Here is a 24122-nt window from a genome sequence, read left to right on the forward strand (position 1 = left end):
GAGCAGGAGAACTAGTTTGTGACTCTATTTGTTTTTAATCGGGGGGTTATAAAGTGGTGCTTCAGAGATAAAAGTGGCTTGTGGTACTACTCTTGCTTTGAACTTAGAAAGAACAACGACATACAGAAAACGGAATAACAATGCGACAAGGAAAGATTACCTCTACAGATGTGGCTCGCATGCTGGGTGTTTCCCAATCAATGGTCTCGAGAGCATTTAATCCCAATGCCAGTATTTCGGATAAAAAAAGAAAACTGGTTGTAGAAGGGGCACAAAAGCTCGGCTATACCCCAAACGCGATGGCGCGCAGCTTAACCTCGAAACGTTCTGGGCTTGTTGCAATAGTGACCGACAGTGAAACTAATCCTATCTACGATGAGATGATTCGTAAGCTCTCTTATACCATTCAGGAAAAAGGGGGGCAGCCAGTGCTTTGTGTGGCAGATAACCACAATATGGATACTGCGGTAAACAAAGCAATTGAGTATCAGGTGGATGGTTTGATTATCGCGACAAGCCGAATAAAAAACGGGCTGCTTGAGAAATGCTTGGATCACGGGATACAGCTGACATTTATAAACCAATACTTAAATGGAACCGAAGCCAGTTGTTTCTGTACCGACAACCGACTCGCCGGAGAACAGATTGCTGATTACCTCATTAGTAAGGGGCTCAAGAAAACCGCATACCTTGCAGGTGATAAAGGCAGCATGGTGAATGAACAAAGGTGGGAAGGTTTTCGGGATCGCCTATTACACCACGGCACCACGCCACCCTTATATGTTCCAGGAACCTTCTCGTTTTCATCAGGTATAGAATCCACAAAGACCGTTCGTAAGCATCTCAAAGATATTGAAGCGGTATTCTGTGCCAATGACATTATTGCAATAGGGCTCTTGGAAGGTATGCGTGAGTCTGAAATAGTGAGTCCACCCGCAGTGATAGGTGTCGATGACATTCCAATGGCAGCCTGGCCAACCTTCCAACTCACCAGCTACCGCCAACCATTAGCTCGACTCATTGACGAAGCGGTGAGCCAGCTTCTTCAACGAATAGATAACGAGTTAAAAGCAGATATGCAGTATCACTTTTATACTGGTGAGTTAATTGTTCGAAAGACGGCTTAGTTGGGCTGAATGAAATAGGATCTCTGCCTAAGCCGCCTGTATTTAAATCAACAGAGATAACGAGTTAGTATTTGTTGTCATTACTGAGGGAACATGACTCGAAAATGGACAAAAAGGTGTCAATGACTTTTCTAAATTAGAAAATCATGGATAATTACAGGTATGGAAAGCCGCTTAGCATGGTGTCCAGTATTGATAATGCAGATAAGATGTTGCTAATATCTCATCTGCCCCCAGTACAGCAGGTAAGTTAATCGACTTTCCTCAACGGCTCCAATTCTTTCACATCGATCTTCACTATCTTGGCAAATCGCTTATTAATATGATCGACGACCTCCCAGTTGTGGGCGGTTCGGTAGCGCATTTTTGAGCCATCTTTCATTATCCCATACCAGTCAAATTCGACGTATAACTGAAATCTATTGTCACCCAACGGCTTAACTGAAAGGTTTTCAATATAGTGAGTGCTCAACTCAACATGTGTTGGAATACCGTTTGCCCAAGCTTCAAGTTTTTCGAGACTATCTACCTTGGTGGAAGGAAAATTGATCTCAAATTTATCGGCCAGTATCTCTTTAAAGGGCTCGATATTACCGTCTAGTTTCTCAATCAATCCTAGCCAGTAGTGCATTAGTGACTTGGCTCGGTTATCTAGATACGCATCGCTGTAGCTGTTGCCCTGAGCAACAGTAGGGGTAATGACAATCTTACTGAATTTAGGCAAACGCTCAGCACCATTTCTTAGGTTAGCATCGTAAGTTACCTCATATGCACTGAGCTCACCATTGGGCTTAATCCCTTGGTAGTCGATAGTCGCTTGCAGGCGATATCCACCATCCACCTGAGTAATATTCATTCTTTTAACATGGTGAGCATTTTTCCAGCCTTCATATAGTGCAATTGCTTCAACATAGGCAGGTTTACCTGTGCGCTCACCTACAACACTTTTTATGTAGATATCTTCAGTGAATATGTCTAATTGGTTAGCAATCCTAGGTTTGGTAAGTTCACGCTCATACAGCTGGAACCAGCGGTAGTATTGTGCTTTAACTAGGTGCTCCGCTGCGATATCCGCAGCTTTAAAAGACTCTGCTTGATTGGCTGTTGCGGAGCCAGTTACTCCTGCTAAAGCAACGGCGGCCATTGATTTTAAAAGTAGTTTGGACATATTTCCCTCATCACAACTATTAACTTGTACGAAACTAGTGTATGTAGTTTAGATGGGGATATCGTTAAACAAATCGACAAGAAATGGATACAAATTGCCATTCTTTAACTATCTGCATAAAAATCGATTACCATAGAAAACAAAGCCCTATGAATTTTCATAGGGCTTTGTCCGTTTACAGAGCATAAATTTATCTAGTTACAGTAACTGAGAGGCAATTTGGGTTTGTTGGAGCTTACCTGTAGGGTCTCCTTGAGTTTTTAGAGAGACAAATTTCCTTGACCAATCAGACGTTTGAGAACGGATGGGAGGCTCCTCCATCAATGCTATCTCTACAAGAACGTTAGCGACTTCATTAGCATCTTGGTAGCTGCCATCGGCAGAGCGCTCTTGAGCACCACCAATATATTTCTCTAATATAGGGCGATATTCATCATCCAACATACCACCTGTTTGTTGAAACTGAGCTAAAACGTTATTCGCAAACTCCGTTTTTATTCCACCTGGCTCAAGGTTAGTGAAATTAATACCAAAGTGAGGGGTAATATACGTAGCAACGGACTCTACATATCCCTCAAGAGCAAATTTTGCCGCACAATAAAACTCGTTAAATGGCTGTCCCACCATCCCGCCAACGGAGGATACATTAATGATATGTCCTGCTCGGTTTTCTCTCATATGAGGTAACACAGCTTTTATGCAGCGGACTACACCGTGGAAATTGACGTCCATTACCCAGCGAATCTCTTCCTCTGTGGCTTGCTCTGTTGTCCGCACAAACCCAGCCCCCGCATTATTGACGAGTAGATCAATTCTTCCTGTTTGCTGAAGGATCTCTTCTATACAACGGTCAACGCTGCCTGTATCAACAACATCTAGTTGCCTGACATTGATATCTACTCCAGCCTCTTTTGCTTTTGCATCCAGTTGGGCTCGTTTTTCTAGGTTTCGCATGGTCGCAAAAACGTTATAGCCAGATTTTGCTAACTGAATAGCAATGCTAATCCCAAGGCCTGTAGATGTACCTGTAACAACAGCAACTTTTGACATGTTCTAATATCCTTATACTTAGTGTAGCTTGCGATAATCTGTGGGGGTAACGCCGACTTTCTTTTTAAACAGACGAGCGAAATATTGTGGGTACTCAAAACCGAGTGAGTAAGCAATCGTGGCAACGGACTCATCCGACTCCAATAGACGACTCTTTGCTCGATCAATAAGGTGTAGGAGGATCCATTCTTTTGCTGATTTGCCTGTTTCAGCTCGTAAACCGTCCGTTAAGTAACGGCTGGTCATATTCAGAACATCTGCGACATCTTGGATCTTGGGTAACTCATCTCTGTTACTTTGTGCCAATAGCTTGTCCAGCCCTACGATAAATTTATCGTATAAAGAACCCGTAGACTCTTGACGCAACAAGAACTGGCGACGATAAAACCTATCTGCATATTTCAGCAGCGTGGTTATCTGAGACAAGATAATATCTCGACTAAATTCATCGTAATGACCGCTACATTCAAGCTCGATTGTTTCCAAGATACTTTCAACCAAAGACTCTTCTTTAGTCGAAAGGTGTAAGGCTTCGTTAACGGCATAACCGAAGAATGAACTCTTGTTGATTATCCCTTCAATTTCATGCCCTCGGATAAAGTCTCGATGAAACATTATCACCTTTCCCTCGGACTCAACCTTAATTCCATTGGTAGCGAAAACCTGATTCGGTGCAAAAAAAACCATGGTTCCATTTTGAAAGTCGAACTCTGTTTTGCCATACAGCAGTTTTCCTGAAACGACATTCTTTAGAGCTATTGCGTAGAAATCCGTCGTGACGCTACAGTCACTGCTGAGGCAATTCACACCACCTGCTTCAACTTTAGAGATATTGAATAACGGATGTATAGGTGCTTCTTTGCCAAGTGCTGCACAATAGTCACTGATGTTGCTAAAGTGGATACGGCTCATCCGTCCAACCTTGTGTACCTTTGTTTGAATATATTTAGTTTAGGGAGTCCGCTTAGAGACGTCACTAAACAAACTCACAGAAATTGGATACAAATTGACAGGTGGATGCTATGTGTTGACTTTTATAGGGCTTCTATATTGAGCTCCAAAGTTACCCGCCTGTAGCAGATTCACATTAGATTTAGTTGTAACAGGTAGCATTGGCCGAAACAAACAATGGGGCAGATTTTAGTTATCTAAAAGCAGTTCCATGTCAAAATTAATCAGAGTTAGACCTTGTCGATGTAACTCATTTTTTTTGACTACCACGAAGCCCCTTTTTTCAAAGAACGGCATTGCTATCAATGATGCTTCAACGTACAGACGTGAAAGTCTCCTGGATCGAGCTATTTTGAGCACATATTGATAAAGAGTCGAAGCAACTCCTTGTCCTTGATAGTTTGGATGTGTGTATGCACAGTCTATATGTCCATCACGATCAAGCTCAATAAAACCAGCAACTTGGTTATCAATAATAGCCAAAATTGGTTTTTTATCGAGTAGTCGTTGCTCCCAAAATGCATAATCTGGTGGTGTTGGAGCCCACACCTCTTTTTGTTCTGACGTGTAAAAAGAAGAGTCAATAGCATGTACAGATTGGTGGAATAAGTCCGCAATTTCGACTGCTCTGTCTGGCGTATAACGTTGAATTTCCATAGAAGTACTGGTGTCTATAAATAGGAGTCCTTCTAACTATACAACGGAAAGCGTTCACAAAGCTCACGAACCTGCTGGTTCACTCGTTGCTCCACTTCATTGCATCCTTCTGGGTTGGTCGCTAGTGCATCCAGAACATCACCTATCCACTCACCGATTTGAGCGAACTCCTCAGCACCAAAGCCTCGGCTGGTTCCTGCTGGCGTTCCTAAACGAATACCGGAAGTCACCATTGGTTTTTCTGCATCAAACGGAATCCCGTTTTTATTACAGGTAATGCCCGCTCTTTCCAACGATTCTTCAACCTGATTTCCTTTAAGACCTTTTGACCTCAAATCGACCAACATCAAGTGGGTATCAGTTCCGCCAGTCACGATGTCGCAGCCTCTTTTCTGTAACACTTCAGCTAGAACCTTGGCATTGTTAATGACGTTTTTAATATAAGCGCTAAATTCCGGTTCTAATGCTTCCCCTAACGCGACAGCTTTACCGGCGATAACATGCATTAGTGGCCCGCCCTGAAGTCCCGGGAAAACCGCTGAATTTATTTTCTTATGCGTATCAACATCGTTGGTAAGAATCATCCCGCCACGAGGGCCTCGTAGTGTTTTGTGCGTTGTAGTGGTCACAACGTCTGCAAATGGGATTGGGCTCGGATGGGTGCCAGTAGCAACCAACCCTGCAATATGAGCCATATCGACCATGAGAAGTGCATCGACCTCATCTGCAATAGTTCTAAACTGTGCAAAGTCGATTTGGCGAGGGATTGCAGATCCACCAGCGATGATCATCTTCGGCTTGTGCTGATGAGCCAGCTCGCGCACCTGCTCGTAATCGATTTCAAATGAATCACGTTTAACACCATACTGCACAGCGTTAAACCACTTTCCAGACATAGCCGGGCGAGCACCATGAGTCAGGTGGCCTCCAGCATCAAGAGACATTCCCAGAATCGTGTCTCCCGGTTGCAATAAAGCAAACATCACCGCCGCATTTGCCTGAGCGCCAGAATGGGGCTGAACATTTGCGTATTCACAACGGAACAGATGCTTAGCACGCTCTATGGCAACCTGCTCTACCGCATCGACGTGTTCGCAACCACCGTAGTAACGTCTTCCCGGATAACCTTCAGCGTACTTGTTTGTAAGGCATGTACCCTGAGCCTGCATTACCGCTTTGGATACAATATTCTCCGAAGCAATAAGCTCTATTTGATTGTTTTGACGTTGTAATTCAGAGTGAATAGCGGAGTAAACAACGCCATCCGTATTCGGCAGGTCAGTTTTGAAGAATGCTTTTAAATCGTAGTTGTCGTATGAATGTTCCATTTCCATTTTCCTTGAATTAATCTTCTTTAGATTAAGTTTTAACCACTATACTAATCAGCTAAATCTCTATCAAGAAAAATATTTCCTATAGGAAACTTAATTTCTTTTATGGAATGTATGCATGGTTGCCCAGCCGCTAGCTCAGAACAGCTCTGAACTATATTAATTAGCCTTTACCTAAACTATTCATCCTACTCCATAAAGAAAAAGCCATGTTTCTGATAGGAAACATGGCTTTTAAAATTCGTACAATATTGTCTTATCTCGGTTTAACCTGCATCAGTTTGACAAGACCATGAGGTCTGCCATTCACATACTCAGATCCAGAGTGGATATTACTGATAGCATTACCTATCACCCGGTATTCGGTGATCTGCTCGTCATTCTTTAGCAGGATAAATAGAAATCCATCATCAATATGCCACTTCCCCTCTGAACGGGTAGAACTGAACATATCACGTTCATAAGCTTTCCCGTTTGGTTTCAACATCAGCTCGGTTGACTCACCTGTACTGCTGATTTTTGCCCAGGGCTGTGTATGCACTTCATGTTTAAGGATTTTTCGCCTTCCATCACACCAGGATTTTAGCTCTGACTTCTGACGCGGAGAGAGCGTCGGCAGGCTATCCAGACCTAAAAATGTCTGCTGGCTTTCGCCCCAAAAAAGCTGAAGATGAAGAAGCGTCATAAAGTAACCCCAAAAAGGTGATGAATGTCTCACTGTTTTGGCGAAGTTTGGTACAAATAATCATCAATGTCAATGTAATGCGAACTCAGGAAATCAGCTAAAAGTCGATTAAAGTTGGTATATCTCCCGAAAAGCCAACGGCGTCTGTTGCATGATCTGTTTAAATTGGCGATGAAAAAAAGACATATTCTGATAACCGCAGCGAAAAGCTATCTGTTCTACGGTAAGCGAGCTTGAAATCAAAAGGCTACAGGCCTGACTAATACGATATTCATTCAGAAACTGAGTAAAAGGCTTGTGAAAAGAGCGGGTGAAATACTTGCTAAATGATACCGGAGTCATATTAGTGAGCGCTCCCATTTCATCTGCCGTTATCTTTCTTTCAAAGTTGCTATTCACGTATTCAAGAATGGCAGAAATGCGTGTATCTGCGGCAGAGCTCATTGAAGTAAGCGTGACTTGTCCGATGCTGGTAACATCCTGATGGTTACTAAGATCATGCAGCAACTCAACAAAACCCAGCAACTTTTTGAGTGGTTCCATCGTTTCAAGAGCGACCAGCTTGGCACCTAACTCTTCGCTATTTAAGAATAACATTCCAGATCTGCAAGCAGTAAACATCGCTTTGATAGCCGCGAACTCCGCTTTATCCAGCCAGTTGTCACCTAAAAAATTGTTATCCCACTGCACATAAATGGACTTTACATTGCTGTTGTTAACCGAGTTGCTTGTCCAACAGTGATGGACATTTGGAGCAGTCAAGACCATTTCGTTGGGCATGTAATGGCGTACTTCACTATCGGTATAGGCAATGCCAGAGCCTTCGACTATGTAAGTCAACTCCCATTGGGGATGGTAGTGCCAGGGAAAGGAAAAACAGCTTTGTTCGTAACGCTTTATGAACAAAGACTGGTGACTGTTACTGGGTACATGTTCAAGTACTGGCTTCATTCTGTTTTCTCAAAAAACTTGATCAAGTTCTAATTTTACCACAAACATCCCCCACAACTCCAATCAAAGGAAAAATAGTACACACCCTGTCAAACTGAGTATTTATCGAACGCTCAATATTTCTTTTAGTCTTTTGCCATCGGAACAAATCATTATACGGAGTGCTTCCATGTCATTTGACGTAATTGTATCAGGCCTGAACGTTGTGGACCTTCTGGTTACCTTGCCAGAAAGCTACACAATGGGCCGCAAACATGAAGTAGATAATATCATTATTCAAGGCGGTGCACCTGCTGGCAATGGTGCCAGCGGAATGGCAACGCTAGGGTTAAAAACAGCTTTTCTTGGTTTCCTTGGCAATAATGCTCAGAGCGAAATCGCTCGTACAGAACTAAATCGCTGCGGTGTCGATACCAGCCTTATGTTAGTTGACGTGAAGTCAGTTCCTGCTACCGCACTGGTTGAAGTAGATGCCGAAGGTGAACGCACAGTTTTCTATACAACCAAGGGATACCGCGCACTCCAACCTATGGATATTCGCCCTGAGTGGTTTGAAGGTGTACGCCTTGTTTACGTAGATGGCTACGATATCGAAGGCAACCTAGCGCTACTGGAAATGGCGAAAGAACGCGGTATCCCATCAGTCGTTGATATGGAAGCCGGTGACCTGAATCAGCTTAAAAACATGCTGAAGCTTGGAAGTCACGTCATTCTACCGCTGGAAGCTGCTCAATCGATTTCTGGTAAAGAAGATCCAGAGCAAACGCTGCATGCACTGCAAAAAATGACTGAGGCTCAGCTGGTAGTCACTGACGGCAGCAATGGTAGCTGGGCTCTGTCAGGAGATGTAATCGTACACCAGTCATGCTTCAAAGTGTCCGTCGTTGACACGACTGGCTGTGGGGATGCCTACCACGCCGCCTATTCATACGCCTTATTACAAGATTATCCACTTGCACGAAGAATGGAGTTCGCCTCTGCATTTGCTGCAATAGTTGCGACCTATTTTGGCGGTCGTACTTACTTCCCTTCTCCAGATGAAGTGGAAACTTTTATCCAAAATTACAAATAACAGGAAATCATTATGACAGTTGATTTTACACAACGTGTTGGCTTAATCGAAAAAGAAATGCGTGAGCTCGTCGCGCCAAAAGCAGCGCGCCAGGATGTACCAGTAGGCTTTATCGGTATCGGGTTTGAACTACATTTTGACTGGGCGAAAGCCAAACTGTCTTACAAACAAGCGATTGCCGATGTCTCAAGCGTATTCTCGGAATACAACTCTATTCTCGCTGAAGAAGAACCAATTCAAACTAAAGAAGAGATCTTAGAGTTACTTGAAACCTACTACGCTAAAGGAATGAAAGCGCTAGTGGTATATCAGGCTTCTTATATCCAGGGCGACCTAGCGCTAGCGTTAGCGAAATGGTTGTCGGATCACGATGTACCAATGCTTAGCTGGTCTCACACAGAAACTATTGGTGGCAGCCTGACAGCAAACAGATTATGTGGTCAAAACTTCCTGTTAAACAACCTCTCTTCTATGGAAGTAAAGTATTCCTGGATCTTTGAAGAGCCAGGGGCACCAAGCCTGACTGAGTCATTGGGACGCTTCATTCGTTCAGTTTCTGCTAAAGCACGCCTTAAGCATGCAAAAATCCTTATGGTAGGCGGCATGCGAGTACCGGGCTTCTACGATTGTGAACTTAACGAGATGTCGATATCAAAACATTTCGGCTTAGGCGTAGACCGCGTCGATATGCACACCATCTGGACACATGGTGAAGAGAAATATCCAGAATCTACTTTAGCACCGCTTGTTGATCGCTTGCTGTCATCGCCAGCTATTGCAGAAAACTTTGTTAAGCAAGATGAGCTTTTAAAATCTGTTCGATTGGCATTGGCTATCGCTGATTACACCAATGAAAACGGCTATATCGGTGTCGCTCTGAAGAACTGGCCAGAACTATTCGATAACTATGGCATTTCGGGTGACGGCGCGGGTTCACTGGTGCAAGACCTTGGTATCCCGGTGGCAGATGAATCGGATATGGGTGCCCTGTTAACCATGGTTGCGTTCAACGAGATCACTATGAGTGAAGGTCTGCCTACACTAATGGACTTCTCATTCGTTAATCATCAGGAAAACAAAGTGGGTATGTGGCACTGCGGTGGTACCTCAACCAAATTAATGCGTGAAGGCAAGCAGCTGGAAATCCGTAACCACAGCATTCTAGATAACTACGATCCTGAAACTTCTTACGGCATGCTGTTTGAGTTCTTGCAGGAGCTGGGACCAATCACTGTAGCCAAGTATCAATATCCTCATGCGTCAACCATCTTTGCGTTTGAAGGTGACATCATCGATTCACCAATGCGCTATCGCGGTTGCTATGGAGAAGTAGCTCCTAAAGGTATCTGCTCTAAATCTATTGCCAGTTCAATTATGAATCACGGCATGGACCACCACTGGATTGTCGCTCGTGGACATCTGATTGAAGACCTACGCGAATTCAACTACTGGATTGGCGTAGAAGAACTAGCTGCTACAGAAGCTAAGACTACGGGTCGTGGCCTACCTAAAAAGCTTGATTTTTAACCACCAGAAAAACGGAATTTATTATGTCTACTAATTTAACTTCTCTGCTAAATACGTATCGCAAAGAAAAGCGTTGTCTTGCTGGTTTCAACATCAATGATATCTACGATGTTCGCGCGATGGTACTGGCCGCGAATGAGCTTAACCTGCCAGTAATGGCGATGACTTATCCACCAGTAGCAGAGCTGAACAGCACGTACCTTTGTCGCAAGATTATTGATGGGTTCGAAAAAGAAGCAAACAACAAGATCTACTTGCACCTTGACCACAGTACTTCAGTGGACCTATGTAAGCAGGCAATCGATGATGGTTACGATTCTGTGATGATAGATGGTTCACAGCATGACCTAAAAACCAATATCCAGATGACTCGCGAAGTTGTTGAGTATGCCCGTAGCGCTGGAGTAACCGTCGAAGCCGAAATTGGCAAAATCATGGGACGTGATGTGGTTGTAAAAAGTGAAGACGACTATCTGGCGTCGGTTGCCGATGTGGTTGCACTATGCGAAGAAGCGGGGCCTGATATCGTAGCTGTAGGTATCGGTACAGCGCATGGCTTTACTCCAACAACACCAAAGATCCACTTTGAGCGCCTAAAGCAGATTTATGATGCAGTGCCAAACCCACTGGTACTGCACGGTGGTACAGGTATCCCGGATGAAGATATCCAGAAAGCTATCACCATGGGTATCGCAAAAATCAATATCGGCACGATCGTTCATACCACCTATATGCGTGAGACTCACGCTCACATAGGGAAAGACGTCGCATCCGCCTACCCTCCTTTCATTATGAAAGAGGTTATCCCACAGGTACAAAAGGTGATTGTAGACCGACTTAAAGCCGTCAACTCCCTTTAAATTTTCCTAATTTCGCACCCTAGCGGATTGCGTGGGTGCACTGAATGAATTTGTATTCCCTCCCTGTTTTGGGGAGGGGAGCGGGTAAACTTTGTCTAAGAGGTAATCAATGTCTGTTGCTATACCAGAAAAAGCAAGTGTTGCGGTACTTACCGATTTAAAAACATTTGAATTTAAACAGTACGATCTTCCGGAAATTGCGGAAGATGAAGTACTGGTCCGCATCGAAGGATGTGGTGTGTGCGGTACTGATGTCCATGAGTATCGAAATGACCCGTTTGGCGTAATGCCAATTGTGTTGGGTCACGAAGGCACTGGTGAAATCGTAAAAATGGGTCCTAAAATCAGCAAGGATTCCATTGGAAATGCGGTAGAGCTAGGAAGCAAGATCATTACCAGCATTATTCCATGTGGTGAATGTGACCCATGTGTAAACACTCCGGGAAGAACAAACCTTTGTGAAAACATGGGGTGCTATGGCTTGATGGGAGATCAACCAGAGAACCGCTTCAATGGATGGTTTGGTGAATATCTAGTACTCAAGCCAGGTTCGACGTTTTTCAACGTTTCAGAGTTTAGCCTGAAAGAGCGCATTCTTATCGAACCAGTTGCGGTTGCGGTACATGCGGTTGAGCGTGCAAAAACTACCCAGTTACTTAACTTTGCTTCTACCGTTTTGATTCAAGGCGCGGGTCCTATTGGCTTGTCAGTTATCGCAGTACTTAAAACACTTGGCATCCAGAACATCATCGCGGTGGACGGGCAAGAGTCTCGTTTGAAACTGGCAAAAAATCTTGGTGCATCTGAAGTCATCAACTACATGGATTTTGATTCGACTGAAGCGTTAGCAGATAAGGTTGAATCACTGACAAAAGGTCGTGGTGCTAAGTTTGCTTTCCAGTGTACCGGCGTTCCGGCAGCGGCATCGACGGCGTTAAAACTGGTTGAACGTGGCGGAGGTCTATGTGAAGTGGGCTTCTTCGTCGATAACGGTGAAGCCTCCATTAACCCACACTTCGATATTTGTAATAAAGAAATCACCCTTGTTGGCTCGTGGGCATACAGCCCGGAAGATTACCCGAATGCTATTGAGTGCATGAAAGGAATTAAACGTATCGGATTGCCTATTGAATCGCTAGTTACTCATGAATTCCCACTTGAAGAGCTAACCGAAGCAGTAGAAACCAATATTCGCATGGAAGGTATTAAGGTCATCACAGTTAATAAAACTAACTAGTGCCTGAATCTTAAATCCAACTTAACTTTCCCTACATAGACTAAGGGCTTGCTGTCACAAGGAATAAGCCCTTAGAAAAAAATAAATCATTAACGAGGTAAATAATGATAGTACCAATTTCGTTTGCATGTCTGACCTCACTGGTTGCCATAGGATCATGGCTCAAGGTGAGAAAAAACAAAGAACAAGAAGACGCAACATCCTACTTCCTGGCGGGACGTGGTTTGAGCGGAATCATCATTGCGTCATCCCTTATTCTTACCAACCTTTCGACAGAACAGTTAGTGGGTCTGAATGCGCAAAGCTATACCGCGAACATGACACCAATGGCGTGGGAAGTGTGTGCCGCCGTTACTCTTGTTGTTGTTGCACTTTATTTACTACCCAAATACCTGAATGGTGGCTTTACTACCATCCCCGAGTTTATTGGGGACAGGTTCGGTAAGGGCACAATGCTGTTCTGTACGTTCCTTTTCTTGTTCGGGTATATCTTTAACCTTCTTCCGCCAATTCTATATACCGGTTCGGTTGCGCTTAGTGGTATTTTTAACGTCCCGGAAGCGTTAGACATATCCTACTGGGGGAGCTTATGGGTTGTAGTGTTTGCCCTTGGTCTTATCGGTGTATCTTACGCGGTTTTTGGTGGCTTAAAAGCGATCACTTATGCGGATACTTTTAACGGCGTAGGCTTACTTGTTGGTGGCGTAATTCTTATTCCTTTCTTTGGTTTAAGTGCCATTGGCGACGGTAACGCAGTGGCTGGTTTTCAAACTCTAATGGCAGAACACCCAGAGAAGCTTAATGCCATCGGTGGTGAAGATGATCCTGTTCCGTTTACAACCATGTTTACCGGTATGCTAATCCTTAACCTGTTCTACTGGGGTACAAACCAGTCGATCATTCAGCGAGCATTAGGTGCAAAAAACCTTGCTGAAGGGCAAAAAGGTGTGCTTTGGGCTGGGTTGGTTAAACTAGCTGGTCCGTTCTATCTGCTACTACCTGGTATTATTGCGTTTGCAATGTTTGGTGATTCCCTTGAGTCTGGTGAGGCTGCGTATCCGGCGCTAGTGCGTGAGGTTCTTCCTGCGCCAATGTTGGGTTTCTTTGCAGCCGTTCTTTTTGGTGCGGTGTTAAGTTCTTTCAATAACGTTCTGCACAGTACTTCGACTCTGTTTACACTGAACGTATACAAACCATTGATGAACCCAGAAGCGTCTGATGAGCAACTTGTGAATGTGGGCCGTCGATTCAGTGCGATTGTAGGTTTAGGTGCAATTTTTGTTGCTCCGTTCATCTACTATGTTCCTCAGGGCTTCTTCCAGTACTTCCAGACGATAAACAGCTTCTATATGGCTCCGATGTTTACCGTGATTGTTGTTGGTCTGCTAACCAAGAAAGTGCCGGAAAAAGCGGCGAACATGGGTATTGTGTTCTTCATGGTTTGTTATGCGCTTTCTATGTTTGTGTTTGAGTTCGACATTCACTTCCTACACCTGACAGGCGTGCTATTTGTCGCGACGGCTATTCTAATGGTGATTGTGGGAGCTATTTCTCCACAAAAAGAAGCGTACCAGCCTCGTGCACGAAATGTTGTTCAGCTTGAACAATGGAAACACGCAAAAGCAACATCTGCGGTTATTCTAATGGGCGTTGTGGCGCTATATGTAATCTTCTCTCCTCTGGGAATTGCGTCTTAAACAACCATTACAATGGAAGGCAAGTTAATAGCTTGTCTTCCTTTTTTGTATCCATCAGTTTGATAACCCAACGACTTTTGCTACGTCAGACCTACATCTCCTATACTTAAACCATGACAACGCTAATTGTTCTGGCTCACCCCAATACGACTTCGTTCAATGCTCAATGGGCGAACGCTTCTGCTGCCGCTTGCACCGACGAGGTGTTGTGGTCGGATCTTTATGCGATGAAATTTGACCCCAGCGAACGTGCAGAACATTATGGCAAAAGCAGAGAAGGCTTTGACCCTTTGAAGGCTCAGTTGGAAGCTGCGAGCTGTAATACTCTCCCAAGTGATGTCTCGACTGAAGTAGAAAAACTACATGTCGCTGACCGAGTAATATTTCATTTCCCATTATGGTGGTTTGGCCCCCGGCAATATTAAAAGGCTGGATTGAGAGATGCTTTGTTCACGGTGAATTACATAGAAGCGATGCTCGTTTTGAATCCGGCCTCTGTAAGGGGAAAGAGACTCTGTTCTGCGTAACAACAGGTGCATCGGCGATAGAAAGCGGCCCGGATGGGAAAGAAGGCAACACAAATATGCATCTCTGGGCGCTTGCTTATTCACTGCGTTATTGCGGTTTTAGCGTCAAACAACCTGTACTATTCCATGGTATTCATGGCTATTTTGAGGGAGAAGATAAAAAGGCGCTGGGGCTGCGTTGTAAAGCTATTTTAGCCAAACAAAAGCAGGTAATTGATGGGTGGTATGACATACCTGATATCATGTTCAACGCCGACTCTGATTTTGACGATGAAGGCCGCCTGAAGTTAACTTCACCAAGCTACTCGCCTTTCATTAAGCAAAGTTAATTCTTAGTAGTAGCCACCTCTTTCCCCAGCTATTACTTGTTCTTATTCTGCTGCACCAGCTTTTCATGCCACGCGGTGCTGCCATCTCGCTTGCTTACGTCATATTCTGCACAGAACTGGGATATGGTCATATTGTTGTCACCGGTCGCGAGTTTCAGCGCCAGCTCAACTCGCTGAAGTTTACTTTGCAGACGAAGAATTTGCCCCGCATTCGGGCTTTTCTCTTTGGCGTATTTTAAAGCGGCATGTTTACGCTCTGCAGCGCCAGCTCTGCGATCGGCCTCTCCCAGCAAAAACCTTAGCTGAGCAACGTTTTTTCCCTTTTTAAAAGCTGGACCAATCAGCTCAACACAATCATCAAATGATGGGTCTTCAAGATAGGGATCTATTTTTTGAGCCTGTTGACGCATCCATTCGAGTGCAAGTTTTTCATCTGACATAGCGAATTCTTTACTTATAAAAAGGGGCTTTATATTAATCCTTTATAATATCGCTTTAAAGTAAACTGCCGCAATAACAAAAAAAGCGCAACTCTATTGGGAATAGAGTTGCGCTGAAGCCTTAATGAAAAGGCAGCGAGATCATAAGCTACGGGGATGCTTTATATTCATTTGAATATAGGTGACCTCACGTCTAGGACTCGATTAATCTGTAACCTGTAACCTGTAACCTGTAACCTAAAATCTAAGTCAATGCAGGAAACAGAGTGGGTAAGTCAGCTCCCATACACGCTATGTTTAGGCGATTCTGGGCAGTAACAATGTTCTCTTCCCACTTTTCATCCTGTGCCCACATCTCAATCACCATAGGCACTACAAGTTCAGTTTTTTTAATAGTTTTGAAGATGGCATCGAAATCAACTTCACCTTCGCCAATCACCAGATCACGGAACTGACCTTTGTACCCTTCTTTCACTTTATAAGTGTCTTTCAGGTGGATCTGAGTAATATGCGGCGCACTCAAAGCCAACTCTGTACAGGTATCGTAGTTCCAGCCATTGATGTTACCCACATCAGGATAAGCGGTGAAAAACGGAGAGTTCACAGCACGATTCAGCACTTCAAATTTGCTTAATGAGTTCAGGTAATCGGTATCCATGATCTCGACAGAAAGCATAATGCCTGCACGCTCTGCCAGCTTTGCGCAGAAACGCATACCATCGATAAAGCGCTCATGCGTTTCCTGATTCGCAGGCTCGTAATAAACATCGTAGCCCGCAAGCTGAATGTTTCTCACGCCAAGCTTATAAGCCAGAGTGATCGCTTTTTCCATATGGATAACCGCTTGCTCACGGATAGCCGGATCAGCAGAACCAAACGGGAACTTGCGATGCGCACTTAAACACATTGATTGCAGAGGCAATTCATACTGTTCACAAAGACGACGCAGGCCATAAATTTCTTCATCACTCCAGTCCAGACGAGCGCGACGCTCGTCTGATTCGTCTACAGAGATCTCAAGAAAATCAAAACCCAACGCTTTTGCCTTTGCGATCTTCTCTTCCCAGGAAAGCTCGTTTGGCAGGGCTTTTTCGTAAAGCCCCATACGATGACGTTCTAAGTTCTTAAACATAAGGTCACCCGATTACCAGTAACGGTTGATCTGCTCGCGTAGTGCTTCAGCAGTCTCTTTACCTTTCTCACCAGCAAGTGCACGACCAGCGATAAAGGTTTTCGCTTTGATACCTTCAAACAGGTACAGATCTTCAGGAACGATGCCACCAGTGATTGAAAGTTCTAGGCCCAGCTCAGAAAGCGCACGCATCTTCTCGATGTCTGCGTCTGTCCAGCCCACACCAGCAAGTTCTGCATCACGAGAACGGTGGTAAATAGCCTGTTTGATGCCTAGATCAACCCACGCTTTAGCGTCTTCCATTGTCCAGTTACCGTAAATTTCGATCTGGATTTCACCGTTAAACTCATCAGCCACTTTCTTACACACTTCGATAGTTGCGATGTGTGCAGCAGCGGAAACAGTAATCCAGTCAGAACCCGCTTCAAACGCCTGACGAGCAAGGATTGCACCGCCGTCAGTAGTTTTCATATCACATACAAGAACATGTTCAGGGTGGTTTTTACGAAGTACTCGTACTGCTTCCATACCTTCAGCAAATGCCAGGATGGTGCCTACTTCAATTACATCAACAAAGCTTTCGACGTTGTTAGCGACTTCAACCGCTGTTTTAAGGTCAGTCTGGTCAAGTGCAATTTGGATCATTGGTTTAGTCATTGTATTTACCTTCTAATAATTTGCTCACGGATAAGGCGGGCTAATCCACCTTCGTTGTTGTCTGTTTCACATACCAGGTCAGCGGCCTGCTTCACTTTTTCATCGGCGTTTTGCATTGCCACGCCAAGGCCAGCTAACTTGATCATTGATATATCGTTATGGTTATCACCCACAGCCATTACCTCTTCAGGCTGATAACCGTTTTGTTCAAGGTACTGTGCCAGTCGGATTCCTTTCGCATTTCCGCTGTTGGCAAAATCGACCCGATTTGACCAGGAACGCTCTCCAGAGAAGTTCTGTTTTACAAAATCCAGATCTTCAATCTGAGCAATGCTATCTGGCTCACCTTCGATAACGAATTTCCAGATGTACTCCGCATCTTCAATCTCCTTTTCAAAGGAGTCGATTTTGCGGATATCAGGTTTGCGGCTCTCTTCAAAGCTTGTCGCCCACTCTTCCAGAGCGTGCATATAGTCAATTGGCTGACTGCGCGAATAGACCATGGAGTGAGTGACATAAAGCACCACTTTCATTTTGTATTCGTTGGCAAGCGCTAAGAACTGCTGAGCGTTCGGCTTACTGATGGCGTTTTCCGCCAGTACCTTGTGATTGTGATAGTCGTAGACATATGTACCGTTACAACAGATAGCAGGGGTATCGAGTTCAAGCTCTTCGTAATAGGGTTTGGCCGCCGTATGATGACGCCCTGTAACCAAAACCACATGGCACTTCTCTTTTGCCTCACGAATCGCCGCTTTCACTTCCGGGTGAATGCCGTGTTCGTTATTTAGAACTGTTCCATCCAAATCAAGAGCGAGAACTTTATACATATGTCGTTACCTCTTAACGCTGTCCGTAGTATGCATTGGCACCGTGTTTACGGTTGTAGTGCTTATCGGATAGCTCCTGCATGATTTTGATACCGCTGTTCAGCATTCTGGTGCCAAGTGCCATTACAGCCACTTCTTCCAGAACCACCGCGTTGTGTACTGCGTCGTTAGCATTCTTACCCCATGAGAATGGAGCGTGTCCCGCTACGACAACACCCGGTACCGCTTTCGGGTCTAAATCACGCTTGTTGAATTCTTCGATGATCACAAAGCCAGTATTTTTCTCGTACTCACCTTCGATTTCATCTTTAGTCAGGTTACGGGTACATGGGATGTCACCGTAGAAATAATCTGCATGAGTCGTTCCCAGTGCCGGAATATCCAGACCAGCCTGCGCCCATGTTGTTGCGTTACGTGAGTGAGTATGTACTACCCCGCCAATGCCAGGATAAGCTTTGTATAACTCGATATGTGTTGCGGTATCGCTGGATGGATTCATCTCACCTTCAATGCGGTTACCTTCCAGATCAACTACTACAATGTCATCAACGGTCATGTCGTCGTATTCAACGCCCGATGGTTTAATAGCAATCACGCCACGCTCACGGTCGATTTCAGAAACATTACCCCAGGTAAATGTCACCAAACCGTACTTTGGTAATTGCAGATTGGCATCTAATACGCGTTGTTTAAGTTCCTGATACATAATTATCTTCCTACTCTATTAAGCTGGTTCAGCCAGTGCTTCATCGATTACTGCAAAAACTTCTTCGTTGGTTTTACAAGCCAGTAGCTTTTCAACATCAACACCTGTTTCGCTGTCTTCGTCATCCAGAACCTGAGTCACTTCCATCAGGCCTTCCATATGCTCATCAGAAGAGCTGCCTGCCAGCGTTACCATTACTTTTACTTGTTCGCCTTCGATATCAATTGGGTTCGCAAGAGTAACCAGAGCGAAAGCTGTACGATTCACACCATCTTCAGGACGCGCATGTGGCATTGCGAAATCAGGAGCGATACAGATGTACGGACCTAGCTTTTCGATGCTGTTGATGATCGCTTCGTGGTAGCTTGGCTCAACCGCGCCAGATGCAATCAGCATGTCAGTACCAACTTTGATAGCGTCACGCCATTCAGTTGCTTCTACGTTTAGCTTGATTGAGTTGTTGTCGATTAGTGATTGTTTAAAACCCATTGTGATATCTCCAGTGAGGGTGGTTGCCAGAGAAGGTCTGGCAACCGGGTAGTGCTTATTATTTTGAGAGGGACCTATTTCTGAGAAGAAACAGTCTTATGCTCTTTGTGCTGCGAAGTTCTTGTCGATTAGGTCGATAAGTTCATCGCCGAATGAGTTGGGGTTCAGCATGTTCTGTACACCTAGTACATACTTGCCTTCACCTACTTCCATCTCAGCAGAAAGGTGCTTAGAGGAAACGATGATGTCAGTGTTTGCCAGCTTTGACTTGTAGTCAGATACTGCACATGAATCCATTACGTGTGGGATACCTTTCTTCTCAAGGTATTTACCGATCTTCATCTTCATCATCATTGATGAACCCTGACCGTTACCACATACCGCTAGGATGCTTACAGGACGAACGCCGTCTGTTGCTTCAACCGCTTGTGCTACTGCCGCAGCTACTTCTGGCTCTTCAACTTCAAGGTCACCGCCTTGTGCTTGCGCATCTTCTTCAGCACGTAGTTGCTTAGATGCGAAGAACATGTATACGCCTGCTAGTGCAACCAGAATCCAGAAGAATGCTTTAGAAGCAGAAAGACCAGCGAAGATTGGTGGGAATACCAGTGCCCAGTCAGCCATACCCATCCAGCCGCTGAACTCAACACCGTGGTTGCTGATTAGCTGGATAGCCCATGCAGAACCAATTACTTCGATAATACCCATCACGAAACAGATCTTCATAACTGCTTTCCAGCCACCGAAGTGGTTCGCGAATACACCGATGGTTGCGTTCGAGAAGAACATTGGGATGAATCCAGGGATAATCATGATTGGTGAGTCAGCAAGAAGTAGCAAGCCTACTGCAAGGAACTGACCGATTGCACCCCACATGAAACCGAATACCATTGCGTTTGGAGAGAACGCGTAGATAGCCGCACAGTCGATCGCTAGTACTGCGTTAGGGATAACGCGCTCAGAGATACCTTTAAATGCCTCTGAAAGTTCAGCAACGAACATACGTACACCAGCAACGATTACCTGGATAGCTACCGCAAATTTAAGACCAGTCTCAAGGATGTAGATAGTCCAGTGTGTTTTGCCAGCCATTTCCTGAAGGTTATCAAGACCAAACGATAGAAGGATAACACCGAAGAACAGAGTCATTACGATTGCAGTTGCAGCGATACTATCAGTGGAAAATGTGTAGCCACTTAGGTAGTTCAATGTGGTCAACGCTGTCTTCTTTGTCGCCTAGTTTTGGAGCAACTTTAGTTGCGATCCATGATGCAAACTGCTGCTGGTGACCGATAGAGAAACCAGCTCCGCCAGTAACTTCTTCAGTTGGCTTGAACATGATGTTAGAAGAAATACCCCAGTACAGAGCCATAAGAACAGCTGAGTAAAGGATAGTTTCCCACATTGATGCGCCAAGAATGAAGTAGAACACCGCTACAAGACCTGCCTGCTGGAACATGATGTGACCAGTAAGCATGATGGTACGAATACCCGTAAAGCGACGGAATAGTACTAGCAGGATGTTAATACCAAGCGCGATAAGTACTGCATAACCAACCCATGAGTACATGTCACCCATGTTTTCCATGGTAGCCATCATTGTTGTGTACGGGTCAATTACCGAACCGGTCAGGCCGTGGAATTCGGAAAGTTTTTCGATAACAGGTTTGAATCCCTTAACCAGAGTACCTGCACCAACTTGTACAAGCATGAAACCAACGATGGTTTTGATTGTACCTTTGATGATTGTGGTTGGATCGCGTCGCAGTAGCCAGTAACCAATACATGTTACTAAACCAAGTAGCAACGGTGCTTTTGTCATTACCTGACTGTAAAAAATATAGAATACGTCGTATAGGAACTCCATATTTTTACCCCTTCTATTTATGTTTTATCTGTAGGACAGAGTTAAGTGTTCAGATTTCTGTGCTCTTAACTCACGTAATTTGCTCACGGACATAAACATAACAATCACAAACAATCATTCAATGCTCATCGGTGACTAAATTGATTTGGATCAATGGTGCTCATATTTGCGTATTTGAAATGCTATTTAGATCAAAAAAAATCTGACAAAATAATCACCAAACAATAAAAATACATTAATTACAGTCACTTATAAATAATAAAGGATCTAGTTCAAACTTTTTACCTCATGTTCTTTGACATGATTACTTGTGAGTAATAGAATCATCACGAATCACACAGAATCACAATAAATCATAAAGTGATTAGTAATGATAAAAGTTGGTAGCGATATGAATGAAGTACAACGACATAACAGCATTCTTTCTTTACTGGATGAAAAGCAGAGTATTCAGGTAAGCACTATTACTGAAACCTTTAAAGTTTCTCCAGCAACAGCACGCAGAGATCTAACCAAGCTGGATGAAATGGGAAAGCTTAAAAAGGTTAGAAATGGCGCAGAAAAAGATAGAGTTCAGCCGCAAGGTCTGGTCACCGCTCAATGCTGAAAATACGGAAAACTATCGCCAAAAAACGGCAATCGCTGAAAAGGCAGCAGCTCTATGTGATAAGGGAGACAGTGTAGTAATCAACTGTGGCTCTACCGCATTTATGCTTGGTCAGGAGCTATGCGGTGAAAACATCAAAATCATTACTAATTACTTTCCATTAGCCAGTTATTTGATCGAACAGGATCATGAGTTCGTGATCATAACCGGCGGACAGTACAACAAATCTAAAAATATCTTCTTAAATCCAACACCTGAGTTCTCACGAACGTACGCTGGACACTGGATGTTTACCAGTGGTAAAGGCTTGACCGAACAGGGACTTTATAAAACAGATATGCTCACAGCGGTCGTGGAGCAACAGATGTTGGAGCAGGTAGGTAAGTTGGTTGTAGCGGTAGACAGCTCTAAGGTAGGGCAACGTTCGGGAATGATGTTCTGCCCGGCAACCAAGATAGATATTGTGATTACAGGCAAAGATGCGGATGAGAACGTAGTCAGGGGACTTCGGGAACAAGGCATCGACGTTATTCTGGTTTAAATAAATTAATAGGTATAGACATGAGCAAAGTAAACGAAATCACACGTGAATCCTGGATCCTGAGCACTTTCCCTGAGTGGGGTACGTGGCTAAACGAAGAAATTGAAAAAACAGAGGTTCAGCCAAATACTTTCTCTATGTGGTGGCTGGGTTGTACTGGTGTTTGGCTGAAAACTGAAGGCGGCACAAACATCTCTATGGACTTCTGGTGTGGTACTGGTAAGAAAACTCAGGCAAACCCTTACATGAAAAACCAGCATCAGATGATGCGTATGGGCGGCGTTCGTGAACTACAGCCAAACCTTCGTACAGCAATCTTCCCACTAGACCCATTTGGCATCAAAGAAATTGATGCGGTTCTGGCTTCTCACGACCACGCTGACCATATCGACGTAAACGTTGCAGCAGCTGTTCTTCAGAACTGTGGTGACCACGTTAAATTCATCGGTCCACAAGCTTGTGTAGACCTATGGACTGGCTGGGGTGTACCAGAAGAACGTTGTATCGTTGCTAAAGTAGGTGATGAAATTCAGGTTGGTGACGCACTAATCAAAGTACTAGACTCTTTCGACCGTACTGCTCTTGTAACTCTGCCTGAAGGTACTTCTTCTTACGATAAAGAGATCCTTGATGGTATGGATCTTCGTGCGGTTAACTACCTAATCGAAACAACAGGTGGTTCTCTGTACCATTCTGGTGACTCGCACTACTCTAACTACTACGCGAAACACGGTAACGACCACAAGATCGACGTAGCTCTGCTTTCTTACGGTGAGAACCCACGTGGTGTAACTGATAAGATGACTTCTTCTGACATCCTACGTGCAGCTGAGTCTCTGGACTGTGAAGTAGTGATGCCTTTCCACCACGATATCTGGGCTAACTTCCAGAACGACCCTCGTGAGATTGAAATGCTGTGGAACATGAAGAAAGATCGTCTTCAGTACAACTTCGCTCCGTTCTTCTGGCAGGTAGGTGGTAAGTACACTTACCCAACCGATAAAGGACGCATGCACTACCAGCACTTCCGTGGCTTCCAGGACATCTACACAGATGAGCCAGAGCTACCATACAAAGCGTTCCTATAACAGCAACCCCGTCCCGTCTGTTATATAAAGTTGAGCCTCTGCATTGCAGGGGCTTTTTTCGTTATTCACAACGATACTAATAGGGTAAGTCAACTAACTCTGTTAGAATCCCCCACCCCACAAAAGACTTAGGTACTCGTTATGATGACTGATGAAGAAAGAATCGAACTACAAAAAAACAATCCATTACACGGTCTTAAGTTAGAAACCATGATTCAGGAGCTCGTGGACTTCTATGGTTGGGATATTTTAGACACGGCAATGCGTTTTAACTGTTTCCATACGAAGCCGTCAGTAGCAAGCAGCGTGAAGTATTTGAAGAAAACCGACTGGGCGAGAGAAAAGCTAGAAAATTTTTACCTATACCGCTTTAAGCGTATGCCTCGCGCATCTGCCGAAGAGTATGAACTACCTCCACGCGCACGTACCTTCCCTCACGGACTGAAACCAAAAGAACCTATGGAATTGACCGTTGACTCAATATTGAAATCACAAGCAAAGGCTGCCTCTTCCCACAAAGCGCGATCTTCACGTGGTCGCAATTTTCGCAAATAACAAGAGTTCCCGTTCTGGTCTGTTATTTAAAGCTAAGCCTC

21 protein-coding genes and 3 pseudogenes are annotated in these 24122 nt (G+C 44.4%); 10 read left to right on the forward strand and 14 right to left on the reverse strand.

The features are described from left to right. Positions 1 to 140: 140 nt before the first annotated feature. Positions 141 to 1127, forward strand: a complete 987-nt coding sequence (locus P7F88_RS08900; RefSeq protein ID WP_277823834.1) for a LacI family DNA-binding transcriptional regulator — start codon at positions 141 to 143, stop codon at positions 1125 to 1127. A gap of 250 nt (positions 1128 to 1377) precedes the next feature. On the opposite strand, the gene P7F88_RS08905 is transcribed toward P7F88_RS08900, so the two are convergent. The 7 genes from P7F88_RS08905 to P7F88_RS08935 all read right to left on the reverse strand — a co-directional run bounded on the left by P7F88_RS08905 (position 1378) and on the right by P7F88_RS08935 (position 7920). Further along, positions 1378 to 2295 (reverse strand): hypothetical protein, encoded by a 918-nt coding sequence (locus P7F88_RS08905; RefSeq protein WP_277823836.1) that lies wholly within the window; start codon positions 2293 to 2295, stop codon positions 1378 to 1380. A 198-nt stretch (positions 2296 to 2493) separates the two neighbouring features. Further along, positions 2494 to 3345, reverse strand: coding sequence for an SDR family oxidoreductase (locus tag P7F88_RS08910; protein WP_277823838.1), 852 nt, complete (start codon positions 3343 to 3345; stop codon positions 2494 to 2496). An 18-nt stretch (positions 3346 to 3363) separates the two neighbouring features. After that, positions 3364 to 4257 carry a helix-turn-helix domain-containing protein gene (locus P7F88_RS08915; protein ID WP_277823840.1) on the reverse strand — a complete coding sequence of 298 codons (894 nt, stop codon included), beginning with the start codon at positions 4255 to 4257 and terminating at the stop codon, positions 3364 to 3366. Between the two features lie 228 nt (positions 4258 to 4485). Further along, positions 4486 to 4953 (reverse strand): GNAT family N-acetyltransferase, encoded by a 468-nt coding sequence (locus tag P7F88_RS08920; RefSeq protein ID WP_277823842.1) that lies wholly within the window; start codon positions 4951 to 4953, stop codon positions 4486 to 4488. A 32-nt stretch (positions 4954 to 4985) separates the two neighbouring features. Next, entirely contained in the window at positions 4986 to 6281 is a 1296-nt protein-coding gene (locus P7F88_RS08925) for a serine hydroxymethyltransferase (RefSeq protein ID WP_277823844.1), read from the reverse strand. A gap of 259 nt (positions 6282 to 6540) precedes the next feature. After that, on the reverse strand, positions 6541 to 6969 hold the full coding sequence (locus tag P7F88_RS08930; RefSeq protein WP_277823846.1) for a hypothetical protein: 429 nt from the start codon (positions 6967 to 6969) through the stop codon (positions 6541 to 6543). Positions 6970 to 7077: 108 nt separating this feature from the next. Then, complete coding sequence (locus tag P7F88_RS08935) at positions 7078 to 7920, reverse strand: AraC family transcriptional regulator (protein WP_277823848.1); 843 nt, start codon at positions 7918 to 7920, stop codon at positions 7078 to 7080. A 169-nt stretch (positions 7921 to 8089) separates the two neighbouring features. Between P7F88_RS08935 and P7F88_RS08940 the strand changes: the two genes are divergently transcribed. The 6 genes and pseudogenes from P7F88_RS08940 to P7F88_RS08965 all read left to right on the forward strand — a co-directional run bounded on the left by P7F88_RS08940 (position 8090) and on the right by P7F88_RS08965 (position 15169). After that, the gene (locus P7F88_RS08940) at positions 8090 to 8992 is read left to right on the forward strand and encodes a carbohydrate kinase family protein (protein WP_277823850.1); all 903 of its coding nucleotides are present in this window, start codon (positions 8090 to 8092) and stop codon (positions 8990 to 8992) included. Between the two features lie 12 nt (positions 8993 to 9004). Further along, positions 9005 to 10519 (forward strand): L-fucose/L-arabinose isomerase family protein, encoded by a 1515-nt coding sequence (locus tag P7F88_RS08945; RefSeq protein WP_277823852.1) that lies wholly within the window; start codon positions 9005 to 9007, stop codon positions 10517 to 10519. A gap of 23 nt (positions 10520 to 10542) precedes the next feature. Next, on the forward strand, positions 10543 to 11379 hold the full coding sequence (locus P7F88_RS08950; protein ID WP_277823854.1) for a class II fructose-bisphosphate aldolase: 837 nt from the start codon (positions 10543 to 10545) through the stop codon (positions 11377 to 11379). A 109-nt stretch (positions 11380 to 11488) separates the two neighbouring features. Continuing rightward, a complete protein-coding gene (locus P7F88_RS08955; protein ID WP_277823856.1) occupies positions 11489 to 12616 on the forward strand; it encodes a zinc-dependent alcohol dehydrogenase in 1128 nt (375 codons plus the stop codon). A gap of 104 nt (positions 12617 to 12720) precedes the next feature. Further along, entirely contained in the window at positions 12721 to 14313 is a 1593-nt protein-coding gene (locus tag P7F88_RS08960) for a solute:sodium symporter family transporter (protein WP_277823858.1), read from the forward strand. Positions 14314 to 14426: 113 nt separating this feature from the next. Further along, positions 14427 to 15169: pseudogene (locus P7F88_RS08965) on the forward strand (NAD(P)H-dependent oxidoreductase). Positions 15170 to 15201: 32 nt separating this feature from the next. On the opposite strand, the gene P7F88_RS08970 reads toward P7F88_RS08965, so the two are convergent. The 7 genes and pseudogenes from P7F88_RS08970 to P7F88_RS09000 all read right to left on the reverse strand — a co-directional run bounded on the left by P7F88_RS08970 (position 15202) and on the right by P7F88_RS09000 (position 21290). Beyond that, positions 15202 to 15609 carry a hypothetical protein gene (locus P7F88_RS08970; protein WP_277823860.1) on the reverse strand — a complete coding sequence of 136 codons (408 nt, stop codon included), beginning with the start codon at positions 15607 to 15609 and terminating at the stop codon, positions 15202 to 15204. A 244-nt stretch (positions 15610 to 15853) separates the two neighbouring features. Then, complete coding sequence (locus P7F88_RS08975; protein WP_277823862.1) at positions 15854 to 16741, reverse strand: L-ribulose-5-phosphate 3-epimerase; 888 nt, start codon at positions 16739 to 16741, stop codon at positions 15854 to 15856. 12 nt (positions 16742 to 16753) lie between these two features. Continuing rightward, on the reverse strand, positions 16754 to 17398 hold the full coding sequence (locus P7F88_RS08980) for a 3-keto-L-gulonate-6-phosphate decarboxylase UlaD (protein WP_277823864.1): 645 nt from the start codon (positions 17396 to 17398) through the stop codon (positions 16754 to 16756). Positions 17399 to 17403: 5 nt separating this feature from the next. After that, positions 17404 to 18228: a Cof-type HAD-IIB family hydrolase gene (locus P7F88_RS08985; RefSeq protein WP_277823866.1), complete on the reverse strand. Its 825-nt coding sequence runs from the start codon at positions 18226 to 18228 to the stop codon at positions 17404 to 17406. A gap of 13 nt (positions 18229 to 18241) precedes the next feature. Next, a complete protein-coding gene (locus P7F88_RS08990; RefSeq protein ID WP_277823868.1) occupies positions 18242 to 18934 on the reverse strand; it encodes an L-ribulose-5-phosphate 4-epimerase in 693 nt (230 codons plus the stop codon). A gap of 18 nt (positions 18935 to 18952) precedes the next feature. Beyond that, on the reverse strand, positions 18953 to 19423 hold the full coding sequence (locus P7F88_RS08995) for a PTS sugar transporter subunit IIA (RefSeq protein ID WP_277823870.1): 471 nt from the start codon (positions 19421 to 19423) through the stop codon (positions 18953 to 18955). Between the two features lie 96 nt (positions 19424 to 19519). Then, positions 19520 to 21290: pseudogene (locus P7F88_RS09000) on the reverse strand (PTS ascorbate-specific subunit IIBC). A gap of 391 nt (positions 21291 to 21681) precedes the next feature. On the opposite strand from P7F88_RS09000, the pseudogene ulaR reads away from it, so the two are divergent. The 3 genes and pseudogenes from ulaR (at position 21682) to P7F88_RS09015 (ending at position 24081) form a co-directional block, all read left to right on the forward strand. Beyond that, positions 21682 to 22438 (forward strand): annotated as a pseudogene (gene ulaR / locus P7F88_RS09005) (HTH-type transcriptional regulator UlaR). A gap of 20 nt (positions 22439 to 22458) precedes the next feature. After that, positions 22459 to 23526: an L-ascorbate 6-phosphate lactonase gene (gene ulaG, locus P7F88_RS09010; RefSeq protein WP_277823872.1), complete on the forward strand. Its 1068-nt coding sequence runs from the start codon at positions 22459 to 22461 to the stop codon at positions 23524 to 23526. Positions 23527 to 23667: 141 nt separating this feature from the next. After that, positions 23668 to 24081 carry a VF530 family protein gene (locus P7F88_RS09015; protein WP_277823873.1) on the forward strand — a complete coding sequence of 138 codons (414 nt, stop codon included), beginning with the start codon at positions 23668 to 23670 and terminating at the stop codon, positions 24079 to 24081. The last annotated feature ends 41 nt before the right edge of the window (positions 24082 to 24122 follow it).

Origin of the sequence: Vibrio hannami (assembly GCF_029589055.1) — a bacterium.
In the GTDB taxonomy this organism is placed as follows: domain Bacteria; phylum Pseudomonadota; class Gammaproteobacteria; order Enterobacterales; family Vibrionaceae; genus Vibrio; species Vibrio hannami.

Coding starts and splice junctions, on each gene's coding strand:
- P7F88_RS08915 (WP_277823840.1), bottom strand. CDS start 4,257: ATGAGCCGTATCCACTTTAGCAACATCAGTGACTATTGTGCAGCACTT.
- P7F88_RS08930 (WP_277823846.1), bottom strand. CDS start 6,969: ATGACGCTTCTTCATCTTCAGCTTTTTTGGGGCGAAAGCCAGCAGACA.
- P7F88_RS08940 (WP_277823850.1), top strand. CDS start 8,090: ATGTCATTTGACGTAATTGTATCAGGCCTGAACGTTGTGGACCTTCTG.
- P7F88_RS08950 (WP_277823854.1), top strand. CDS start 10,543: ATGTCTACTAATTTAACTTCTCTGCTAAATACGTATCGCAAAGAAAAG.
- P7F88_RS08900 (WP_277823834.1), top strand. CDS start 141: ATGCGACAAGGAAAGATTACCTCTACAGATGTGGCTCGCATGCTGGGT.
- P7F88_RS09015 (WP_277823873.1), top strand. CDS start 23,668: ATGATGACTGATGAAGAAAGAATCGAACTACAAAAAAACAATCCATTA.
- P7F88_RS08970 (WP_277823860.1), bottom strand. CDS start 15,609: ATGTCAGATGAAAAACTTGCACTCGAATGGATGCGTCAACAGGCTCAA.
- P7F88_RS08960 (WP_277823858.1), top strand. CDS start 12,721: ATGATAGTACCAATTTCGTTTGCATGTCTGACCTCACTGGTTGCCATA.
- P7F88_RS08955 (WP_277823856.1), top strand. CDS start 11,489: ATGTCTGTTGCTATACCAGAAAAAGCAAGTGTTGCGGTACTTACCGAT.
- P7F88_RS08990 (WP_277823868.1), bottom strand. CDS start 18,934: ATGTATCAGGAACTTAAACAACGCGTATTAGATGCCAATCTGCAATTA.
- P7F88_RS08945 (WP_277823852.1), top strand. CDS start 9,005: ATGACAGTTGATTTTACACAACGTGTTGGCTTAATCGAAAAAGAAATG.
- P7F88_RS08975 (WP_277823862.1), bottom strand. CDS start 16,741: ATGTTTAAGAACTTAGAACGTCATCGTATGGGGCTTTACGAAAAAGCC.
- P7F88_RS08980 (WP_277823864.1), bottom strand. CDS start 17,398: ATGACTAAACCAATGATCCAAATTGCACTTGACCAGACTGACCTTAAA.
- P7F88_RS08925 (WP_277823844.1), bottom strand. CDS start 6,281: ATGGAACATTCATACGACAACTACGATTTAAAAGCATTCTTCAAAACT.
- P7F88_RS08995 (WP_277823870.1), bottom strand. CDS start 19,423: ATGGGTTTTAAACAATCACTAATCGACAACAACTCAATCAAGCTAAAC.
- P7F88_RS08910 (WP_277823838.1), bottom strand. CDS start 3,345: ATGTCAAAAGTTGCTGTTGTTACAGGTACATCTACAGGCCTTGGGATT.
- P7F88_RS08920 (WP_277823842.1), bottom strand. CDS start 4,953: ATGGAAATTCAACGTTATACGCCAGACAGAGCAGTCGAAATTGCGGAC.
- ulaG (WP_277823872.1), top strand. CDS start 22,459: ATGAGCAAAGTAAACGAAATCACACGTGAATCCTGGATCCTGAGCACT.
- P7F88_RS08905 (WP_277823836.1), bottom strand. CDS start 2,295: ATGTCCAAACTACTTTTAAAATCAATGGCCGCCGTTGCTTTAGCAGGA.
- P7F88_RS08935 (WP_277823848.1), bottom strand. CDS start 7,920: ATGAAGCCAGTACTTGAACATGTACCCAGTAACAGTCACCAGTCTTTG.
- P7F88_RS08985 (WP_277823866.1), bottom strand. CDS start 18,228: ATGTATAAAGTTCTCGCTCTTGATTTGGATGGAACAGTTCTAAATAAC.